This is a genomic window from Nitrospira sp. Kam-Ns4a (assembly GCF_965152595.1).
Window position 1 is genome coordinate 3692632 of sequence record NZ_OZ224218.1, and the last position, 16050, is coordinate 3708681.

General features: G+C 70.0%; 11 protein-coding genes. 6 read left to right on the forward strand and 5 right to left on the reverse strand.

Going from position 1 to position 16050, the window contains the following annotated elements; genetic code table 11:
* Positions 1-23: 23 nt before the first annotated feature.
* Genes ACWHYQ_RS18400 through ACWHYQ_RS18410 form a run of 3 tightly spaced genes read left to right on the forward strand, consistent with a single transcriptional unit; the run spans position 24 to position 2991 of the window.
* Entirely contained in the window at positions 24-491 is a 468-nt protein-coding gene (locus tag ACWHYQ_RS18400; protein WP_447973548.1) for a hypothetical protein, read from the forward strand.
* Positions 488-2104 (forward strand): GMC oxidoreductase, encoded by a 1617-nt coding sequence (locus ACWHYQ_RS18405; RefSeq protein ID WP_447973549.1) that lies wholly within the window; start codon positions 488-490, stop codon positions 2102-2104. The genes ACWHYQ_RS18400 and ACWHYQ_RS18405 overlap by 4 nt, the downstream gene beginning before the upstream one ends.
* Positions 2101-2991, forward strand: a complete 891-nt coding sequence (locus ACWHYQ_RS18410; protein ID WP_447973550.1) for an NAD-dependent epimerase/dehydratase family protein — start codon at positions 2101-2103, stop codon at positions 2989-2991. Before ACWHYQ_RS18405 ends, ACWHYQ_RS18410 begins: the two co-directional genes overlap by 4 nt.
* Before the next feature lie 37 nt (positions 2992-3028).
* Here the strand turns inward: ACWHYQ_RS18410 and ACWHYQ_RS18415 are convergent, their stop codons facing one another.
* The 3 genes from ACWHYQ_RS18415 to ACWHYQ_RS18425 are packed head-to-tail and all read right to left on the reverse strand — an operon-like array spanning position 3029 to position 8566.
* Positions 3029-5689: a 6-pyruvoyl-tetrahydropterin synthase-related protein gene (locus ACWHYQ_RS18415; protein ID WP_447973551.1), complete on the reverse strand. Its 2661-nt coding sequence runs from the start codon at positions 5687-5689 to the stop codon at positions 3029-3031.
* Positions 5686-6564 carry a hypothetical protein gene (locus ACWHYQ_RS18420; RefSeq protein ID WP_447973552.1) on the reverse strand — a complete coding sequence of 293 codons (879 nt, stop codon included), beginning with the start codon at positions 6562-6564 and terminating at the stop codon, positions 5686-5688. The genes ACWHYQ_RS18415 and ACWHYQ_RS18420 overlap by 4 nt, the downstream gene beginning before the upstream one ends.
* Positions 6551-8566: a peptidyl-prolyl cis-trans isomerase gene (locus ACWHYQ_RS18425; RefSeq protein WP_447973553.1), complete on the reverse strand. Its 2016-nt coding sequence runs from the start codon at positions 8564-8566 to the stop codon at positions 6551-6553. The genes ACWHYQ_RS18420 and ACWHYQ_RS18425 overlap by 14 nt, the downstream gene beginning before the upstream one ends.
* Positions 8567-8753: 187 nt before the next feature.
* Here ACWHYQ_RS18425 and ACWHYQ_RS18430 point away from each other — a divergent pair, with 187 nt between their 5' ends.
* From ACWHYQ_RS18430 to ACWHYQ_RS18440, 3 genes are all read left to right on the forward strand, one after another.
* A complete protein-coding gene (locus ACWHYQ_RS18430; RefSeq protein ID WP_447973554.1) occupies positions 8754-9635 on the forward strand; it encodes a glycosyltransferase family 2 protein in 882 nt (293 codons plus the stop codon).
* A gap of 126 nt (positions 9636-9761) precedes the next feature.
* Positions 9762-10298, forward strand: a complete 537-nt coding sequence (locus ACWHYQ_RS18435; RefSeq protein WP_447973555.1) for a hypothetical protein — start codon at positions 9762-9764, stop codon at positions 10296-10298.
* Complete coding sequence (locus ACWHYQ_RS18440) at positions 10295-11065, forward strand: hypothetical protein (RefSeq protein WP_447973556.1); 771 nt, start codon at positions 10295-10297, stop codon at positions 11063-11065. Before ACWHYQ_RS18435 ends, ACWHYQ_RS18440 begins: the two co-directional genes overlap by 4 nt.
* Positions 11066-11080: 15 nt before the next feature.
* Here ACWHYQ_RS18440 and ACWHYQ_RS18445 read toward each other — a convergent pair whose 3' ends face one another.
* Both ACWHYQ_RS18445 and ACWHYQ_RS18450 read right to left on the reverse strand, forming a co-directional pair.
* Positions 11081-13648: a plastocyanin/azurin family copper-binding protein gene (locus ACWHYQ_RS18445; protein WP_447973557.1), complete on the reverse strand. Its 2568-nt coding sequence runs from the start codon at positions 13646-13648 to the stop codon at positions 11081-11083.
* 112 nt (positions 13649-13760) lie between these two features.
* A complete protein-coding gene (locus ACWHYQ_RS18450) occupies positions 13761-16049 on the reverse strand; it encodes a hypothetical protein (RefSeq protein ID WP_447973558.1) in 2289 nt (762 codons plus the stop codon).
* Position 16050: the final 1 nt, after the last annotated feature.

Sequence of the window (16050 nt, forward strand, 5' to 3'; positions counted from 1 at the left end):
CGCCTCTTGCGGATGTGTAGACCATGAGCCCATCGGCAGCCCAACCCCTCACCCGAGAAGCCGCGCAGACGGAGGCGGCGGTTCGCGCCGGTGCCGTCGCGGCGGAGTGCCTGCTCTTTGCCCGCTATCTGACCGGGCACTCGCCACCACGCGCGCTGATGGACCGCTATGTCCGCGCCCACACGATCCTCTTGCTCGACGAGGCTTGTCCCGGAGATCTCGCCCTGGTGGCCTTCGCCAGGGAACACCCCTGGAGCCTTCCGTTCCTGGACGCGGCCCTGGGACTCTTGGAGCCTCGGGCCCTGCTGCGCAAAAAGCTCCTGGTGACGGTGGCGCTCCTCGAGACGACGCCGGAGTTCACCGACTGGTTCTTTCCTCAGCGCCTGCCCCCGATCGTGGCGTGGCTCCGGATCGTCCTGTATGGGCTCACCAGCCTAGCCAAGACCGTGGTCGGGCTTCCCCTGTACCTGGTCGTCATGCGAGCCCGATGATCAGCGACGTCCTTGTTGTCGGCTCCGGGGCCAGCGGCGTGCACGCCGCGGTCCCGCTCGCCGCCGCCGGCTATCGCGTGACCCTGCTGGACGTGGGGCATGAGGACCGCCTCTACGCCCCGCTCATTCCCGACGCCTCGTTCGTGGACATCCGCCGGACGGACCAGGCGCAGGCCCGGTATATGCTCGGCGAGCGGTTCGAGGGCGTGCCGTTCGGGGCGATCCGGGTCGGGGCGCAATTGACCCCACCGCGCCAGTACGTCGTCGAAGGGGTGGACGTGCTGACGCCGATCGTCTCGGAGTCGTTCTTCCCGCTGGAAAGCCTGGCGCGGGGCGGCCTGGCGAGCGCCTGGGGCGCCGGCGCCTTCCCCTACACGGAGCGGGACCTTGCGGGCTTTCCGGTCACCTGGCACGAGCTGGCGCCGCACTACGAGATCGTCGCCGAGCGCATCGGCATCAGCGGCGCGCGGGACGACCTGCTCCCCTTCTACGGCGAGTGCAAGTCCCTGCTGCCTCCGCTCCGCAACGACCGGAACGCCGCGCTGATCCTCGCGCGCTACCGACGGCGCCGGGCGCGCTTCAACGCTTGCGGTCTCTACCTGGGACAGCCCCGGCTGGCTGCGCTGAGCCGGCCCTATCGCGGCCGTGGGCCCGACCGGTACCTGGACATGTCCTTCTGGGCGGACACCGACCGGAGCGTCTACCGGCCGCACTACACGCTGGCCGAGTTGCAGGCGTATCCCAGCTTCGCCTACCATCGCCCGATCCTGGTCTCCGCCTTCCGGGAACAGGGCGACGGCCGCGTCACGGTCATGGGCACCAACCTGCAGACTGGACAGCCGGAGACGCACGAGGGCCGCAGCCTGATCCTCGCGGCTGGGGCGCTCGGCACCACGCGCATTGTGCTCCGCTCGCTGCAGCGGTACGGCGTCCCGGTGCCCCTGGTCGCCAACCCCTACACCCTCGTGCCGATGTTGAACCTCGGCATGCTGGGCCGGCTGCCGAGCCGCGACAAGCACAGCCTCGCCCAGCTCTGTCTGGTCTTCGACCCGCGGGAGCCCGGCGAGCCGCTGCTCCACGCCCATATCCATTCCTACCGCTCGTTGCTCAACTTCCGGCTGATTCAGGAGCTGCCCCTGCCACACCGCGAGGGCATGCGACTCACGCAACTGCTGCTCCCGGCCCTGGCCATTCTGGCGATTGATCATGAAGATCGCCCCGGGCCCGGGAAGTTCTGCCGGCTCCACCGGGGACGGCTGGGCGAGCCGGACCGGCTCGAGCTCGTCTATACACTTCCCGAGGAGCAACTGGCCCGACAGCGCCGCCAGGAGCGCCGGCTCCTGCGCCTATTCCTCCGGCTCGGCTGCCTGCCCCTCAAGCGGGTGCGGCCCGGTCACGCCGCGAGCGCGCATTACGGCGGGACCTTGCCCATGACCTGGGAGGACCGGGAGCTGACGGTGACGCCGGACGGGCGGCTCCGCGGAACCCGAGCCGTGTACGTCGCGGACGGAGCCAGCTTCCCCTATCTCCCCGCCAAGGGGCTCACCTTCACCATGATGGCCAACGCCAACCGGATCGGCGAGCACGTCGCCGCCGTGCTGCGGGACCGATGACCAGCGCGGGGCGAACCGTGCTGGTCACAGGCGCGACCGGTTTCCTGGGACGCCGCCTCTGCGAGCATTTCCGGCGGCAGGGCTGGGCCGTGCGCGGCCTGGCGCGGCGTCCGGAGACCGCGCGGTTCCGAGAGCCAGGCATTACCCTCTACCGTGGTCTCCTCCCGGACGACCTGGATCCGGCGGCCTTCGAGGGGGCCGCGGTCGTCGTGCACGCCGCCTACGCCACCCGGCGGCTGCCGCCGGCGGACGCGCACCGGGTGAACCATCTCGGCACCCTGGCCGTGTACGAGCTGAGCCGGCGGGCGGGAGCCGCCCAATTCGTGTTCATCTCCAGCACGGGCGCGCACGCCGGCGCGGAGTCCTACTACGGCCGGAGCAAGTTCGAGCTGGAGCGGCGGCTGGATCCCGCGCGCGACCTCGTGATCCGGCCCGGCCTGATCCTCGGCCCAGGCCCAGGCGGAACGTTCCACGCCCTGGCGACGCAGCTTCGCCGACTCGGCCTCGTGCCGATCTTCGACGGCGGCCGGCAGATCATCCAGACCATCTTCATTGACGATGTCTGCCAGGCCGTCGAGCTGGCGGTGGACAAGCGGCTGACGGGGACCTACGTCGTGGCGGAGCCCGAGGGATTGACGATGCGGGAGCTGTTCGCGAAGATCGCCGCCCGGCTGAACCGACGCTGCCTCTTCGTCCCGCTGCCGATGGAGGAGACCTTATGGCTGCTCCGGCTGCTCGAGCGGTGGCGGATCCCCCTTCCCCTCACGTCGGAGCATCTCCTGGGGCTCAAGACCATGGTCCACGTGCCCTCGGCGGCGGACTTGGCCCAGATCGGGCTCACCGTCCGGACGGCCGAGCAGAGCCTGGCGCTCTGTTTTCCCGGCTGATCGAGACCGGGCCTGGGCTTGCAGGCTCCCTTCCCGTTCACGGCCCCTCACGAGCGCCGCTCGGCTCGACGAGTTCGGCCAGCCGGTCCTGCGCGTAGCGGGCCCAGGCCGACTCCGGAAACTGATCGCGGACCGTCCGGAAGGCCGCACGCGCCTCGGCCAGCCGGCCCAGCCGCTGGTTGGCCAGTCCGAGATGGTAGTACCCTTCGGGCACGAAGGGGCTTGACGGGTAGAGACGGATCATCGCGCCGAAGTCCTGGAGCGCCCGTTCCATGTCCCCGCGCAGATAGGAGACCGTCGCCAGGTAGTAGGCGGCCTGCTCGGCCGCACCCGAGGACGGCGCGCGCGCCAGGACGCGGCGGAGCCGATCCACGGCTCCGTCGTAATCGCGGCGGTCCCGGGCCTGGATCCCCTCGTTGAGCAGGACGTGCGGCGAGGGATCAAGCCGCCCCAGCGCGAGCGCGACCGTCACGAGCCCGATGGGCAGGCTCGCGGCGCTGAGCCCGCCGACTGTTCCGAGGCCCTGGCGCACGGGCGCGGGGAAGAAGGGCGCGGCCGCGGTGATCCAACGCCGCCGCGTAGGGAGCCGGGCCAGCAGAAGCCCGAGGACCGCCGCGCCCGTCAGGCCCGCGCCCAGCCGGTCCGGCCAGGCCCATCCGTACCACAGACGGACGTGGCCCTGCTTCGGATAGACCAACATGAAGGCCGGCGAGACCAGATAAATCGTCTGGGCGCCCTCCACCCGCCAGTTCGGATGGTAGGAGACCCGGATCAGGTGGGGCCGACCGACGTAGGGCGTGTCGAACTCGATCGTCTCCTCGGACAGCCACGTCCGCACCGGGCCGGAGGAGCCGTCGCCCAACGGCACCGGCCGGCGCGGCAAGTGCCCGATCGCGTCCGGCGAAACCGTGACGAAGCGCGCCAGTACCGAATCCGGCACATTGACCGGAAAGACGAGCGGGACGTCGAGCTGGTCCGTCAGCCGGAACCACCGGTAGGCGAGGTCCTTCCAGTTCCCCTCCCGGACCAGCACCGGCTCGAAGGCGAGTGGCTCCACGTAGCCGGGGGGAGGGGGCTCCCGGAGGCGAAACACCTCGTAGGGGGGCACCCGCGCGAGCAGCTCGACGTCGGTCCGCTTGCGCAACGCTTCCTTCAACTGGTCGCTGACGGCAATGATCTCGCCGACGTTGAACAGCCGCAGGTGGCGGAGCGCGTCGGGCAGGTTGAAATGCGTGCAGGCCACATGAGAGAAGGGGCAGGACGCCTCCTTCGACAGCTCCGCCTGGACATAAAACACGAACGGCGCGGTCGGGGAGGCCTGCAGGTACAGCCCCTCCAGCGTCGAGCGTCCCGAGTAGAGCGGCAGCGTCTCGAAGACACGCGGCGTCCCGGCGCCGTTGTGGATCATGGAATGCTCGTAGACCACGCGCGGATCGCTCGCGGTCCCGGTCAGGACCCGGTTGACGCCAACGAAGGCCGGCCACAGGCCCTTCTGCTCCGCACCCGCGTAGTTCCAGGCGATCCAGCTCGGGATCTGGCTGCTCTGGGACACGCTCCAGCCGGTCAGCAAGCCCGCAAGCCCCAGCACGGGCAGGGGCCCGCCCGGGATCCGCCGGGCCAGCGTGCCCACCCCGACGGCTGCGAGGAGCAGGAGCAGGAACTGCCCGAACGGGATAAACCGCACGTCCACGACCCCCAGCCAAGGCCCCAGCAGGTAGCCAGCGGCGCTGATTCCGATGCCGTACCAGAAGTAGAGACTGACCGAATCCACCGGCGCGCCCCACCGGACGCGCCGGATCGCCAGCCAGAGACTCCAGCCGCAGGCCGCCGCGGCCGGGCCCCACAGATCCCGCGGCAGTACCTCCGTCCACTCCTTGATGAACCAGGCCGGCGCGAAGGCCGTCGTGTAGGGCAAGTTCGCCAGCAGCGGGAGGAGCCACCACCCGAGCAGGCAGAAGGCCAGCCCGTAGACCGCCAACAGATATCGGATCGCCGCCCACCGGTCGCGGGTCAGCGCCGCCAGGCCCAACGTCGTCAATCCGGCAACGAGCAGCGCGTAGCCGTGTGCCAGCCCGACCAGCGCGAGCAGGACGGCGTTGGCGGCCAGCCCGCGCCCGCGCTCGATGCCGGCCCAGACGGTCCCGAGGCACAGAACCGCCAGGCTCAGCCCGAGACTGAAGGCGAACTCGCCGGCCAGCGTACTCATGACGTTCCCGCCCCACATCGAGTTGCCTTCCTGGAAGAGGAAGATCGGTGTGGCGACAGCGGCGAGCGCCGGTGCCGGGAAGGGGCGCCCCGCCAGGCGCACCACAGCGTAGGCGGCCAGCGGCAGCGTCACGGTCCCCAGCACCGTCACGAGCTTGAAGGCGACCGGTAAGGCCACGACCGCGCTCAAGCCCGCCATCAGCAGGAAGGGCAGCGGAAAATAGAACTGCAGGATCGGGAACCCCGCGTAGTTGCCCTGGGCCCAGCCGGAGAGCTTCCAGGCCGGCAGCAGATGCTCGCGGAAGTACACCGCGGTCGCGTAGTGGGACAGGATGTCGCCGCCGGAGGGGGTCGTCGGCAGCAGGAGCAGGTCGGGCTGGAGGCGCAGCGCGACGAAGGCCAGGACCGCGCCGAGCACGAGCGCATCGGCCCAGGGCTCCCAGGCGGGGCGAGGCGGGCCCTCGGCTGAAACGGCAGCGTCCACCCGCCTCACACCGGAGACCTCCGGAAGGCCTGGCGCTCCGGCGGGCGGAGCTTGGCCGCCCGCCGGAAGCGACGACGCAGGCGCAGGACTGCTACCACGAGCAGCGGCAGGACCGCCAGGCCGCCGACCGCCGCCAGAGTCCGGTATCGAGACCAAGCCGGGGCGAGGATCCGGACCGAGGCGGAGACCGTGGTGGATGTGTGCCGCCCCTGATCCTCGGAATCCACGATCGCAGCCACGACGTAGGCGCTGCCCGGCAGCGCGGACTCGCTCGACAGGTCGAAGGCGACCTCCTGCCGCGCGCCTGCCAGCAGGCTCAGGCGGGCGGCGGCGGGCGACACGGCCAGCTCGCGCGGCGCGACGAGCCGAAGCCGGACCTCGTGGGGCCGCCGATCCAGGTTGCGCACGCGCACGCGCACCCCGGCGGAGGAGGCCAGCTCCGCCGACCGGATCGTCGCCGTCACCAGGGAGAGCGTCTGTTCCCACTTGCTGAAGGGCGTCACGGCGATGGTGGAGAAGGCATAGCCGTTCGCGTCCGTGTACTGGATCCGCACGACCGCGCTGTAGGAGCCAGGCCCCAGCTCCCCGACAGGCAGGTGGATGGCCATCTTGGCGCCGTCCCCGACGCCGAGCCGAGTGAGCATCGGGACCGTGACGGACCGTCCCTCGGCCTCAATCGTCGCCTGCAGCATGAAGGCCGGCTCGTCCCCTTCGTTGAGCAGCTCGACGGACACGTTGAGGAACCGCTCGATGAGCTCCGCCTGGGGGACGATCCGCAGCCGGATGACGCTGCCGTAGCAGGGCGGCTCACCAAGCGCGACGAAGCCCAGCAACACGAGCACGCCGGCCATCATCCAGGCATGGCTCGCGCTAGAACGCGGCATGGTGCCCCTCGTGCGGCACCGCCTCGAGGCGCTGAGCCAACCGCTCGAGGATCCGATCCGTCAGCGGCCCCGGACATTCGCCCGCGACCATGCCCCGCTCGTCCAACGCGAAGGCCCAGGGCAGGGTCGGGAGGTGCCATGCCTGGGCCACGCGCTCAGCGGCGTGGCCAAGGACGAACCGGATCGGGACCAGGCCACTCCCGGTCCCCCCGACGGACTCGCAGAGCCCAGCGGGGCAGGTCCGCGCCGCCGCCACGACGACGACAGCCGGCGCGCGCCCGCGCAGCACCTCGAAGCCGGCTGGAGGCCGCTGGCCGAGCTTGAGCGTCAGCTCGAAGCGGTTCCAGATCGTGCTGCGCTCAAGCAGCGACGCCACCCACCGGACACGCTCGGTCAGCAGCCACCGGGTGTGGCGCACAATCTCCTCCATCGCCTCGCGATGGTCGGCGGCCGTCTGCGCGCCAGCCTCCTGCCGATCGTCAACCCGGAACAACCAGAATCCCTCCCGAAACCGGACCGGCCCCACCACGGCGCGCGGCGCGGCCGCCCAGAGCTCCGCCCAAGCTTCGGGAGGCACCTGGGCTCGGGAGAGCCATGCCTGCATCGGCGCCTGGGACGCCCCTGTGTCTCGACCGAGGGCCTCGAAGGGCCGGCCAGCGCGAAGCTGCGCGAGGGCGTTCCGGGCGCTCGGCTCGGACTCGAAGGGGAGCCCGGTTACCCTGACGCGATCCTGCCGGAGCGCCTCCTTGTTCTGCTCCCAGTACTCCGCGAGCTCCTCAGGATCCACCGCCAGGCGAGCCTCCGCGGCCCGCTCTGTCTTCAGGTACAGGAGGCCGTTGCGGGTCGTCTCCAACCACTCCGCCAGGCTCGTCGCGTTCGCCCGGAGCATCCCGTCCAACTCCGCATCCGAGGCGAACCCGCTCCGGAGGCTCCTGAGCCGGTCCTGGACCTCGGTCTCCTCGACCCGGAGGCCGCGCTGCTCCCCTTCGGCGCGGATTACCTCGCTCTCGATCATCCGGGCGAGCACCGTCCGCACCTCGCCCTCCGAAACCGGATGGTGCTGATGGGAGGCCGGCCGCATGCTGCGGTGTTGGGCGAGCCGCCGCTCGAGCGCCGCGAAGGTGATCTCCCGCCCGTCCACCACGGCGACCACGTCGGGGTGCGTGCGGAAATAGGCTTCCGCGGCGGCAACCGACGGCAGGCTCAGCTCCGGTGCCGCGTCAAGGTCCGCGCAGGCGGCCCGCAGCCGCAGCCACCTGGGACGCTCGCGGTGCCACCGCTCGGCGCGCAGATGGCGAGTCAGGCGCGGCCGCCAATCGGCAAAGGAGGTCTCTTCCGCCAGCTTTCTCGCGAGGACCTGGAAGACTAGCACCTGCCCCTCCGCCCAGATGGGCTCGCTGACCTGTCCCGGCGCCACGCCCCGCAGCGCCTGCTCGATCTCCCAATCCAGCTCGCCGGGACCGACCCAGGCGGCACCGCTGTCCGGTGATTCTCCGACACCGGTCCGGAGCGAGTCGGACAGGCGCGCCCGGATGGCCCGCGCCTCCGCTTCCGTAGCCGCCGCGACCCGACGTAGGGACAGGAAGTCCCCGTAAAACACGTCCCGGTGGCTCTTCCAGAGCGCATCGACCTCGTCGGGCTTGATGACGACCTGGTGGGCGAGCCGTTCCTCGGCGTCGGCAACCGGCGCAGCGTCCTCGAGGGCGGCCAGCGCCTGGTTGATCAATGTCCGGTCAATGAGCCGGAGGACAGCCTGGCGAAGGTCCTCCGGCGTGGGGGCGGGCAGCTCGGCAAGGGCCTCGCGCACAGCTTCACGCCTGATGGGAAGGCCATCGACACGGGCGACGAGGTCGGGCAGCCAGGCCGGCAGGGGAACGGGAGCCGGGCGCTGGGGCCCCCGCCTCGCGCTCGAGTCGCCCCGCCAATAGGCGAGCCCGGCCAGCAGGGCCGAGGCCGCAACCATGATGAGCAACAGGCCCCAGAGCTTGGCTCGGCTCGGCATGGGCCGTCAGTCTCCCCCGCAGGTGCCTGTGCACATTCTAGGAAGCGCCACAACCGGCCAACAACCACCAGATCATAGTCCCCTGAAACCGGGTGGACAGCCAGGCCACTGCGAATTCGGGAATTGTCGCTCTCCAGCGCCACTGATAATCGTAACGGCAGACCGTGCCGCCAATGCCGAGGCAACCATGGTTTCCGTTTCGATCATCATCCCGATTTACAACGAAGAGCTGATCCTGACCGGGGCCGTCACAGGCCTCCTTGAGGGGTTGGCGGAGTTGCCATTCACGTACGAAGTCGTCCTGGTCGAGAACGGGAGCACGGACCGGACCGGCCCGATTGCGCAGGACCTCAGCCGGAGCGATCCGCATGTCCGGGTGATTCACCTGCCGACCGCCTGCTATGGCCATGCACTGAGGGCTGGCATCGAGCACGCCCGCTACGACCGGCTCGTCCTGTTGAACCTCGACCTCTGCGACATGGAGTTTCTCGCCCGCGCCACCCGGCTGCTGGACCAGTACGATTGCGTCGTCGGCTCGAAGGTAGCACCTGGCTCGCGGGACGAGCGCCCGCTCGTCCGGCGGCTGATCACCCGGCTGTTCAATGGGTTCCTCCGGGTCGCGCTTGGCTTCCAGGGATCGGACACGCACGGCATCAAGGCCTTTCGTCGGCATCGCGTGCTTGCGCTGGTTCGGGCTTGCGTGACGAAGGCCGATCTGTTCGACACTGAGCTGGTGCTCCGCGGCCACCAGGCCGGCCTGACCTGGTGCGAGATCCCGGTGACCGTCCGCGAGTGCCGTCCTGCGCGGACCTCCGTGCCGGCCCGAGCCCTGCGGACGATTCCCGAGCTGATGACCCTGGTGATGGCCTGTATGAGGCGCCATGCGCCGGTGCCGCTCGAAGAGACCCTCAACGCCTACGATCGGGAACGCGTCTATCGTCTCGCCGAACATTACACCGTTGACGATATCGTCGAGCTGACCCTGATCCCCCGCGACCAGGTCGAGCGCTACCTCCAGACCCGGACTCAGCCCGCCGAGCATTGGGGCATCCTGAGCCTCGTGAAATGAGCGCAGGCCCCCCGCAATTCGCCCCCGGCGACAGCCCACGCGCATTGGCGCGACACCGGAAGCTTGGTACAATAGCCTCGGACCCTGATGCAGGCAGTGGACCCGGCTCTGAGGGAGTGTTCCCGCATGAGTCTTGGAGCGCTGGTCAGCCGGTCGACACGGATCGCGGTGGCCATCGGGCTCCTCCTTTCGGCGGCCCCACCCTGGGCCCATGCAAAGATCTACGAATGTCGCGGCCCCGACGGAGCCAAGGTCTTCACGGACAGCCCGGCGCAACTGGAGAAGTGCACGGTGCTCAACGCGAGCCCGCCGCCGCCCCCGACCCACAATCCCTTCGGGATGCCGTTGCCAGCCGTGCCGGCCGACCCCACTGTCCCGCTCATGCAGGTGCCAGGCGTGCCGGGGGCGCCCGCCGAATATGTCCCAGCTCCGGCGCAGGCTTCGCCGTTTGCGGACAGCCCAGTCGTGCCCCCGCCACCGCCGACCCAGCCGCCACCGCCGGGACTGCCTGCGATGCCCACTCAGGGCCCGGTGCCGTCCGACGGCGCCTCAGCACCGCCGGCCCCGGCGCCAGCTCCGATGAACCCGTTCAACCCGCTGTTCCCGACGTTCCCGCAGGCCGCTCCGGGCGGGGCCGGGACCAGCCAGCAGCCGAGCCAATGATGCAGATGAGGCAGCGGGCGCTGGCCCTGTCGGCTGCTTCGGCGACGGCCGGGCGCCGGCTCTCCGAGCGCGGCGTGACGTACCTCGCCGTGATGCTGGCGGTCGTGCTCATCGGTATCTCGCTGACGACGGTCGGCAAGTCCTGGAAGGTCTCGATCAAGCGCGACCGGGAGGCGGAGCTGCTCTTTCGCGGCAACCGGATCAAGGCCGCAATCGAGCAGTTCGCGGCGAACTACGAGGTCATGAAATCGGTCCGGGATCACCGCTTCCCCATGACGCTCGAAGAGATGACCAAGCCGCCGAAGCCGACGCTCCAAATGGTGTACAAGGACCCGATCACGGGCGGTGATTTCGAGTTGGTGCGGGTGAACGGGGAGATCCAGGGGGTCCGGAGCCGGAGTCGGGACAAGCCCCTCGACCAAGTCAACTTCAAGGACGCCAAGACCTACTCCGACCTCCTCTTCAAAGCTGAGATCGCGACGGGACAGCCCTGCGCGCCGGGTCTGAACCAACTGAATCCGCTGGCGGCCTCGAGCGGTCCGTTGCCGGGCTCCCAGCCTTCCCTGGGCGGCATGCCCGCAGCCGACGGTATGCCCGGCGGAGGGGTCTCTTCGCTTGGCGGCCAGCCCGGCCAAGCTCCTCAGAGTGGCTGCTCGTCCGCCCCGGGATCCCCCGGCCAGGCCCCGGCACAGCCAGGCTTGGCTGGGGCCCCGACCGTTCCGACAATGGGCGCTGGCCCTGCCCCATCAGGGGGCAGTCTGTTCTGAGGAGCCTGTTCCCCATCACCGCAGGACGACTGGCTGGACCCACGGCGGGTTCAGCGGGAACGTGACCACGCCCATTGCCCCGGCCCGCCCAGCCGCGACCGTGGGGCAGGTCGGGCAGCCCACCGGCGCGAGGCCTGGCAGGGTCAGGAGACTGCGGACGTTCAAAGGCACGTCTCCGGCCTTGGTCAGCGTATCCATGTCGAGCACGGCGAGCTTGTCCTGATAGCCGGACGCCCCCCACCAATAGAAGCCGCCCCCCCGCTTGGGACCGAAGGCCGAGCCGTGGCAGCCGCTCCCGCAGTCCACTAGGGCGACGACGAGGTCCGACCCGGTCTCGATGACCGCGGCGCGGCCGGCCTTCGCCAGGCTCACCACGACGAATCGCCCGTCGGGGCTCGGCGGGAGATGCATCGGCACGTTCCACGTCGGCAGCGGGACGCCCATCAGCGTGCAGGTCTCGCAGAGCGGCAGCTCGATGCGCTGCAGCCCGATCCCAGTCAACGGGTCGTGCACCCCCACGGTATTGGAGAACGCGTTGGACGCATAGGCCTTGGTGCAGCTCGGCAGCGTCCCCACGGCCACGGGATAGAGCCCCAGCGCGGGCGCCACCATGCGTACGCCGCCCAGCTCCGCCGGCGACCCGGGTAGGTATAGCGAGGCCACTTCGTTCGACATCGGGAGCGCCGCCACCGCCGTCTGACCGTCGCCGCAGATCCAGAACCCGTGCGGATGCCGGGATGGGGTCAACGGGATGAAGCCGGTCACCGGGTGATCCGGATGATTCGGGTCGAAGAGGCCGATCTGCCCGGACAGCCCCCCTTCGAGCGTGAGGAAGCCCACCGTCCCGGCCGGGTTCGTCATCACGTGCGTGACGTCACCCCCGGTGAACAGGACTGTGGTGTCGACGATCCGGTTGGTCATCCGGTCCACCGTGACGAACGCCTCGCCGTGCCAGAGAGTCGCGAACATCTTGGTGCCCGTCCGGTCAAACCAGAGGTCGTGCACGTTGTTGAGCGCTTCCCAACGACCGCCGATCCGGCGACCGACGAGCGGCGCGGCCCCGTCCGTCGGCCCCATGACCCGGACTGCCGCCGTCGCATCCGCGTCGAAGGCAGCCAGGCTCAGGTCCTGGAACGTCGCGGCATCCCCGCAGTGCACCACGCCCGGCACGGCCGCGCCGGACGGCAGCTCGAAGGCCGCGGCGACGCAGAACTCCCCGATCCCCGGCGGGTGTCCCGACGCCGTGGGAAGCGCGCCATCCAGGGTCATGGCGCCGTTCAGGACATCGGGCACTGGCCCGGCTGGCGCCGCGACGCCCGGCAGCCCGACGGAGATCACCCCGGCCATGTAGGGATGGATGAAGCAGAGGTACGGATAGACCCCCGGCTTGTCGAAGGTGACGCTGAAGGTCATGCCGGGGGTGAGGCTCCGGCGATCGAAGTCGCCGCCGAGGACCGGCTCCCCGCCTCCGGCAGCGCTCCTCACCGGGCTGAGCACCGCCATGAGCAAGCTCGTCACCGTGTGGGTCCCGGCTGAGAGGTTCAGCCACTGGACCGTATCGCCGATCGTGATGCTCATCCGGGTCGGGACGAGCCAGGGGCTCGAGTCCACGAGCCGGACCGGGAAGGTGTGGGAGACCGAGCCGGTCATTGTCGAGAACGTCTTGGTCTCACTGTTGTTGGCCGGTGTGGCGTCGACCAGGCCGGGACTGAGCGCGCCGCTGGCCGTCAGGGTGACCTGCAGCCGCACGGGAACCGGATACTCGAAGACCACGTGACTGGAGGCCCCGGCGGCCACCGTCACGTTTTGGACGGCGCTGTAGTTAATGTCCCCGCTCAAGGAGACCCGGACCGTTTCCGCGACCGATCCGACATTGGTCACCACCACGGTGACCGGCACGATCGTCCCGATCATGAAGGGAGGCTGGTTCGACGCAAACCTCACCACGATGTCGTGCAGGGCTGGCGGCAGCGTGCTCGTCGTCGTTGGGACGGTAGCCGTCGTGGTGGTAGCCAGCGCCGTCGTCGTGGTAGTCGTGCTGGCGGCTGTGCTCGTCGTTGACGACACCCCGATCGTCGTGGTGCTGCTGGCCGCCGTCGTCGTGGTCGTCGTGGTCGTGGCGGTGGCTTGCACCGAGACCGTGCCGCGCATCTGGTCGGAGCCGTGGATCAGGCAGTAAAAGCTGAGCGCCCCGCCCCGCTCGAAGGGGCCGATGCGCACGGATTGGCCAGAGTCCAGCTTCCCTGTTGAGAAGTTGTTGCTGGACGTGCTCGGCTGGACGATCTCCGGCAGCCGCGGCGAGAACGCGAGGTCGCCGGTCGCCGTATGTTTGAATTTGCCGAGGTTCTCGAACTCAAGCGAGTCGCCCGTCTGGATCGTAACGGGAGTCGGCGCGTATGCGCAGGCAGCCGAATCCGTACAAGCGGGATTCACCGTACCGAAGGGCTCACCCTTGGCATGGCCGCGACTGTCGTCGCCCTGAATCCCATAGACCGAGACGTGACTCACCGCTGCGTCCGCGGGAGACAGCCTTGCGACCAACGCGAGCAGCAGGCCGATCAGGAGGACAGGCAGGCGCAGCACACGGGCACCTCCCGGCGGACGCTTGAACCGCCCCCGCCTCGCGCAACCGACGAGCCTCACTCTATACCTAGGATCGGCTAGCGAGAACCCACCTGTTGAGGGGACTCCTTTTCTACCGGGCCGGCCTCATGAGCACGGACTTGAGGCCCTGCGGCGAGGGGGCCGGGATCCGCAGGCGTGTCCAGGCGCGCCCGCCGTCAGAGGAGAGCGCGAGGCCGCCATGCTCCAAGGCGGCCAACAGGAGGCCCGATGGCGCCTGTTCCGGGAGGAGGCGGGACAGTCCTTCCAAGGACGCAAGCCGGGTCCAGGTCTCGCCGCGGTCGAGACTCTGATAGAGCCAGCCCCGGGCTGCAGCCTGCATCGTCCCGCCGGCCGTGAAGGTGACCGGCGGGAGCCGCTCTTCGGGAAGCCCGGCGACCGGCCGCCAGCCGCCCTCGAGACGATCGGCGCGAAAGATCCCCCGGCTGGTCCCGATGAACCATGGAGTTCCCCGAGGCCCCACCACGACCCACTGGGGGGGCAGCGGGGTCTGGACCTGCACCCACTCCGCAGCATCCCCGCTGAGCAGCAGGAGTCCGGCCGGGGTGAGCCGCAGCAGCCGCCCGGCCGTTCCCGAGACGGGCACCAACGTATTGGCGGCGGCCGGGGGGGCAAGCGGCTCCGACGCGCGGACCGGCGACGCTGGAGGGGTCTCCTTGTCGGCGCTCAGGCGGGCCTGGACCGGCTCCCAGTTGTCGCCGAGATCGGTGCTGCGAAACAGCCCGCTAGGCGTATCCACGTACAGGACGTCGGAGTAGACCGGATCAATCGCGAGCCCCAGGATCCGCTGGTCCGCAAGCCCCTGCCCCGAGACCCACAGACCTGTCTGGTTGAGCGTCTTGTAAACCCCGGCGTCGCGCGTCCCCGCGATCAGCAGCCCTGCGCGCTCCGGGTGCTCAACGAGACAGGTCACAGCCTCCGTGCCAAGCGCGTAGGAGAAGAGCCGCCACGAGTGGCCGCCGTCCTCGCTCTTCATGACCCCCAGGCGCGGGCTGGCGAGATACAGGGTGTCCGGCTCGTGCCGGCTGATCACGACCGCCGACACCTCGTCCGCCGCCACCCACCGAGGCGGCGTCTCAGCGACCGCCGCAAGGGGCGGCAGAGTCAAGAGCGCCACCTGCAGCAGCCGCTTCGGGTTGACCATGCCCTTCAGCTCGGCCCCGAAGGAGACCGCGGCCAGGCGCCCCGTCCGGTCCAGGGCGGGCGCTTCGGCCACCGCGACGGTCCCGCTGTCCGTCAGCCGGATGATCGTCCCGGTCTCGACCCGCATGAGGAACACGTCGGTGTGCAGCTCCGGGTTCAAGCCATCGAAGCGGCAATTCGAGATGAACAGGAGCGTCCGCCCATCGGCGGAGAGGGCCGGGTTCGCGCTGGCGCAGCCGTGTGTGTGCGTGAGCTGGCGCGGGAGCCCGGCCTCGACCTCGAAGGCAAACAGCTCGATGTTGCGGTCCGGATTCTCGCCGAGCAGGTCGAAGCGTCCCGCGAAGGCCAGGCGCGTGCCGTCGCCGGCCATGACGAGTTGGGCGAACGCCCCAGCATCCGCCGTCGGGGTCTGGGCCAGCCGCCGCACCGCTCCGGTCGTGCGACTCCACAGGTAGAGGCCGGTCCGGATCCGTCGGTCCAGGGGCGGATGGACGCCGACAAAGGCCACGGTCTGGCCGTCGCGCGAGATGAGGGGCCGTTCATGTCGCGCGGGCCCTTCCGTGTGCGTGACCTGCCGGAGCGTGCCGCGTGGCACGTCGAACAGGAACAGCTCGGTGTTCCCGTCCCGGTTCTCCCCGGGCACGAGGTCGGCATCGGAGGCAAAGATGAGCCACTGGCCGTCTCCCGAGAGCCGGGGGAATTGTACCGTCCGATTCGAGTCGGACGCGCGGACCTGCGTCACCTGGGTGTACCGGCGCGTCGCGTCGTCGAAGAGGAACACCTGCTCAAGGTGGGAGGGATTTTGGCCGAGCGCCAGGTCTGCGGTGCTCACGAAGGCAACCCGCCGGCCGTCGTCGCTCACGGAGGGCGAGAACGACTCGGCACCGGGCGGAGTCAGCACCTGCTCCTCTCCAGTGGCCCGCTCGATCCGCACGATGCGGTGGTCCTGCCGCCCGGTCGGCCCCGGCGGGCAGACGGCGATCGCGACCAACCACTGCCCGTTCCCGGACAGTTGTGGGCTGAGATACGAGCAGTCGCCGGCCGGCGAGGTGAGTTGGGTCACATGGCCGGCCGGGCCGGCCGCGGAGGCGGCCTCACCCGATACCTCCCCAAGCGCCGAGCGCGCCATTCTGTCGCCGGCCACCCCGGAAAGAGCCAGCCCCACGGCGCCGAGGCTCAGGCTCAGGCCCAACGCCGCTGGCCAACGGATCTCGGACATG

Bases quoted from the DNA above. Each gene is read 5' to 3' on its own strand.
- ACWHYQ_RS18400 (WP_447973548.1), top strand. From the start codon at position 24: ATGAGCCCATCGGCAGCCCAACCCCTCACCCGAGAAGCCGCGCAGACG.
- ACWHYQ_RS18450 (WP_447973558.1), bottom strand. From the start codon at position 16,049: ATGTCCGAGATCCGTTGGCCAGCGGCGTTGGGCCTGAGCCTGAGCCTC.
- ACWHYQ_RS18430 (WP_447973554.1), top strand. From the start codon at position 8,754: ATGGTTTCCGTTTCGATCATCATCCCGATTTACAACGAAGAGCTGATC.
- ACWHYQ_RS18435 (WP_447973555.1), top strand. From the start codon at position 9,762: ATGAGTCTTGGAGCGCTGGTCAGCCGGTCGACACGGATCGCGGTGGCC.
- ACWHYQ_RS18405 (WP_447973549.1), top strand. From the start codon at position 488: ATGATCAGCGACGTCCTTGTTGTCGGCTCCGGGGCCAGCGGCGTGCAC.
- ACWHYQ_RS18440 (WP_447973556.1), top strand. From the start codon at position 10,295: ATGATGCAGATGAGGCAGCGGGCGCTGGCCCTGTCGGCTGCTTCGGCG.
- ACWHYQ_RS18425 (WP_447973553.1), bottom strand. From the start codon at position 8,566: ATGCCGAGCCGAGCCAAGCTCTGGGGCCTGTTGCTCATCATGGTTGCG.
- ACWHYQ_RS18410 (WP_447973550.1), top strand. From the start codon at position 2,101: ATGACCAGCGCGGGGCGAACCGTGCTGGTCACAGGCGCGACCGGTTTC.
- ACWHYQ_RS18420 (WP_447973552.1), bottom strand. From the start codon at position 6,564: ATGCCGCGTTCTAGCGCGAGCCATGCCTGGATGATGGCCGGCGTGCTC.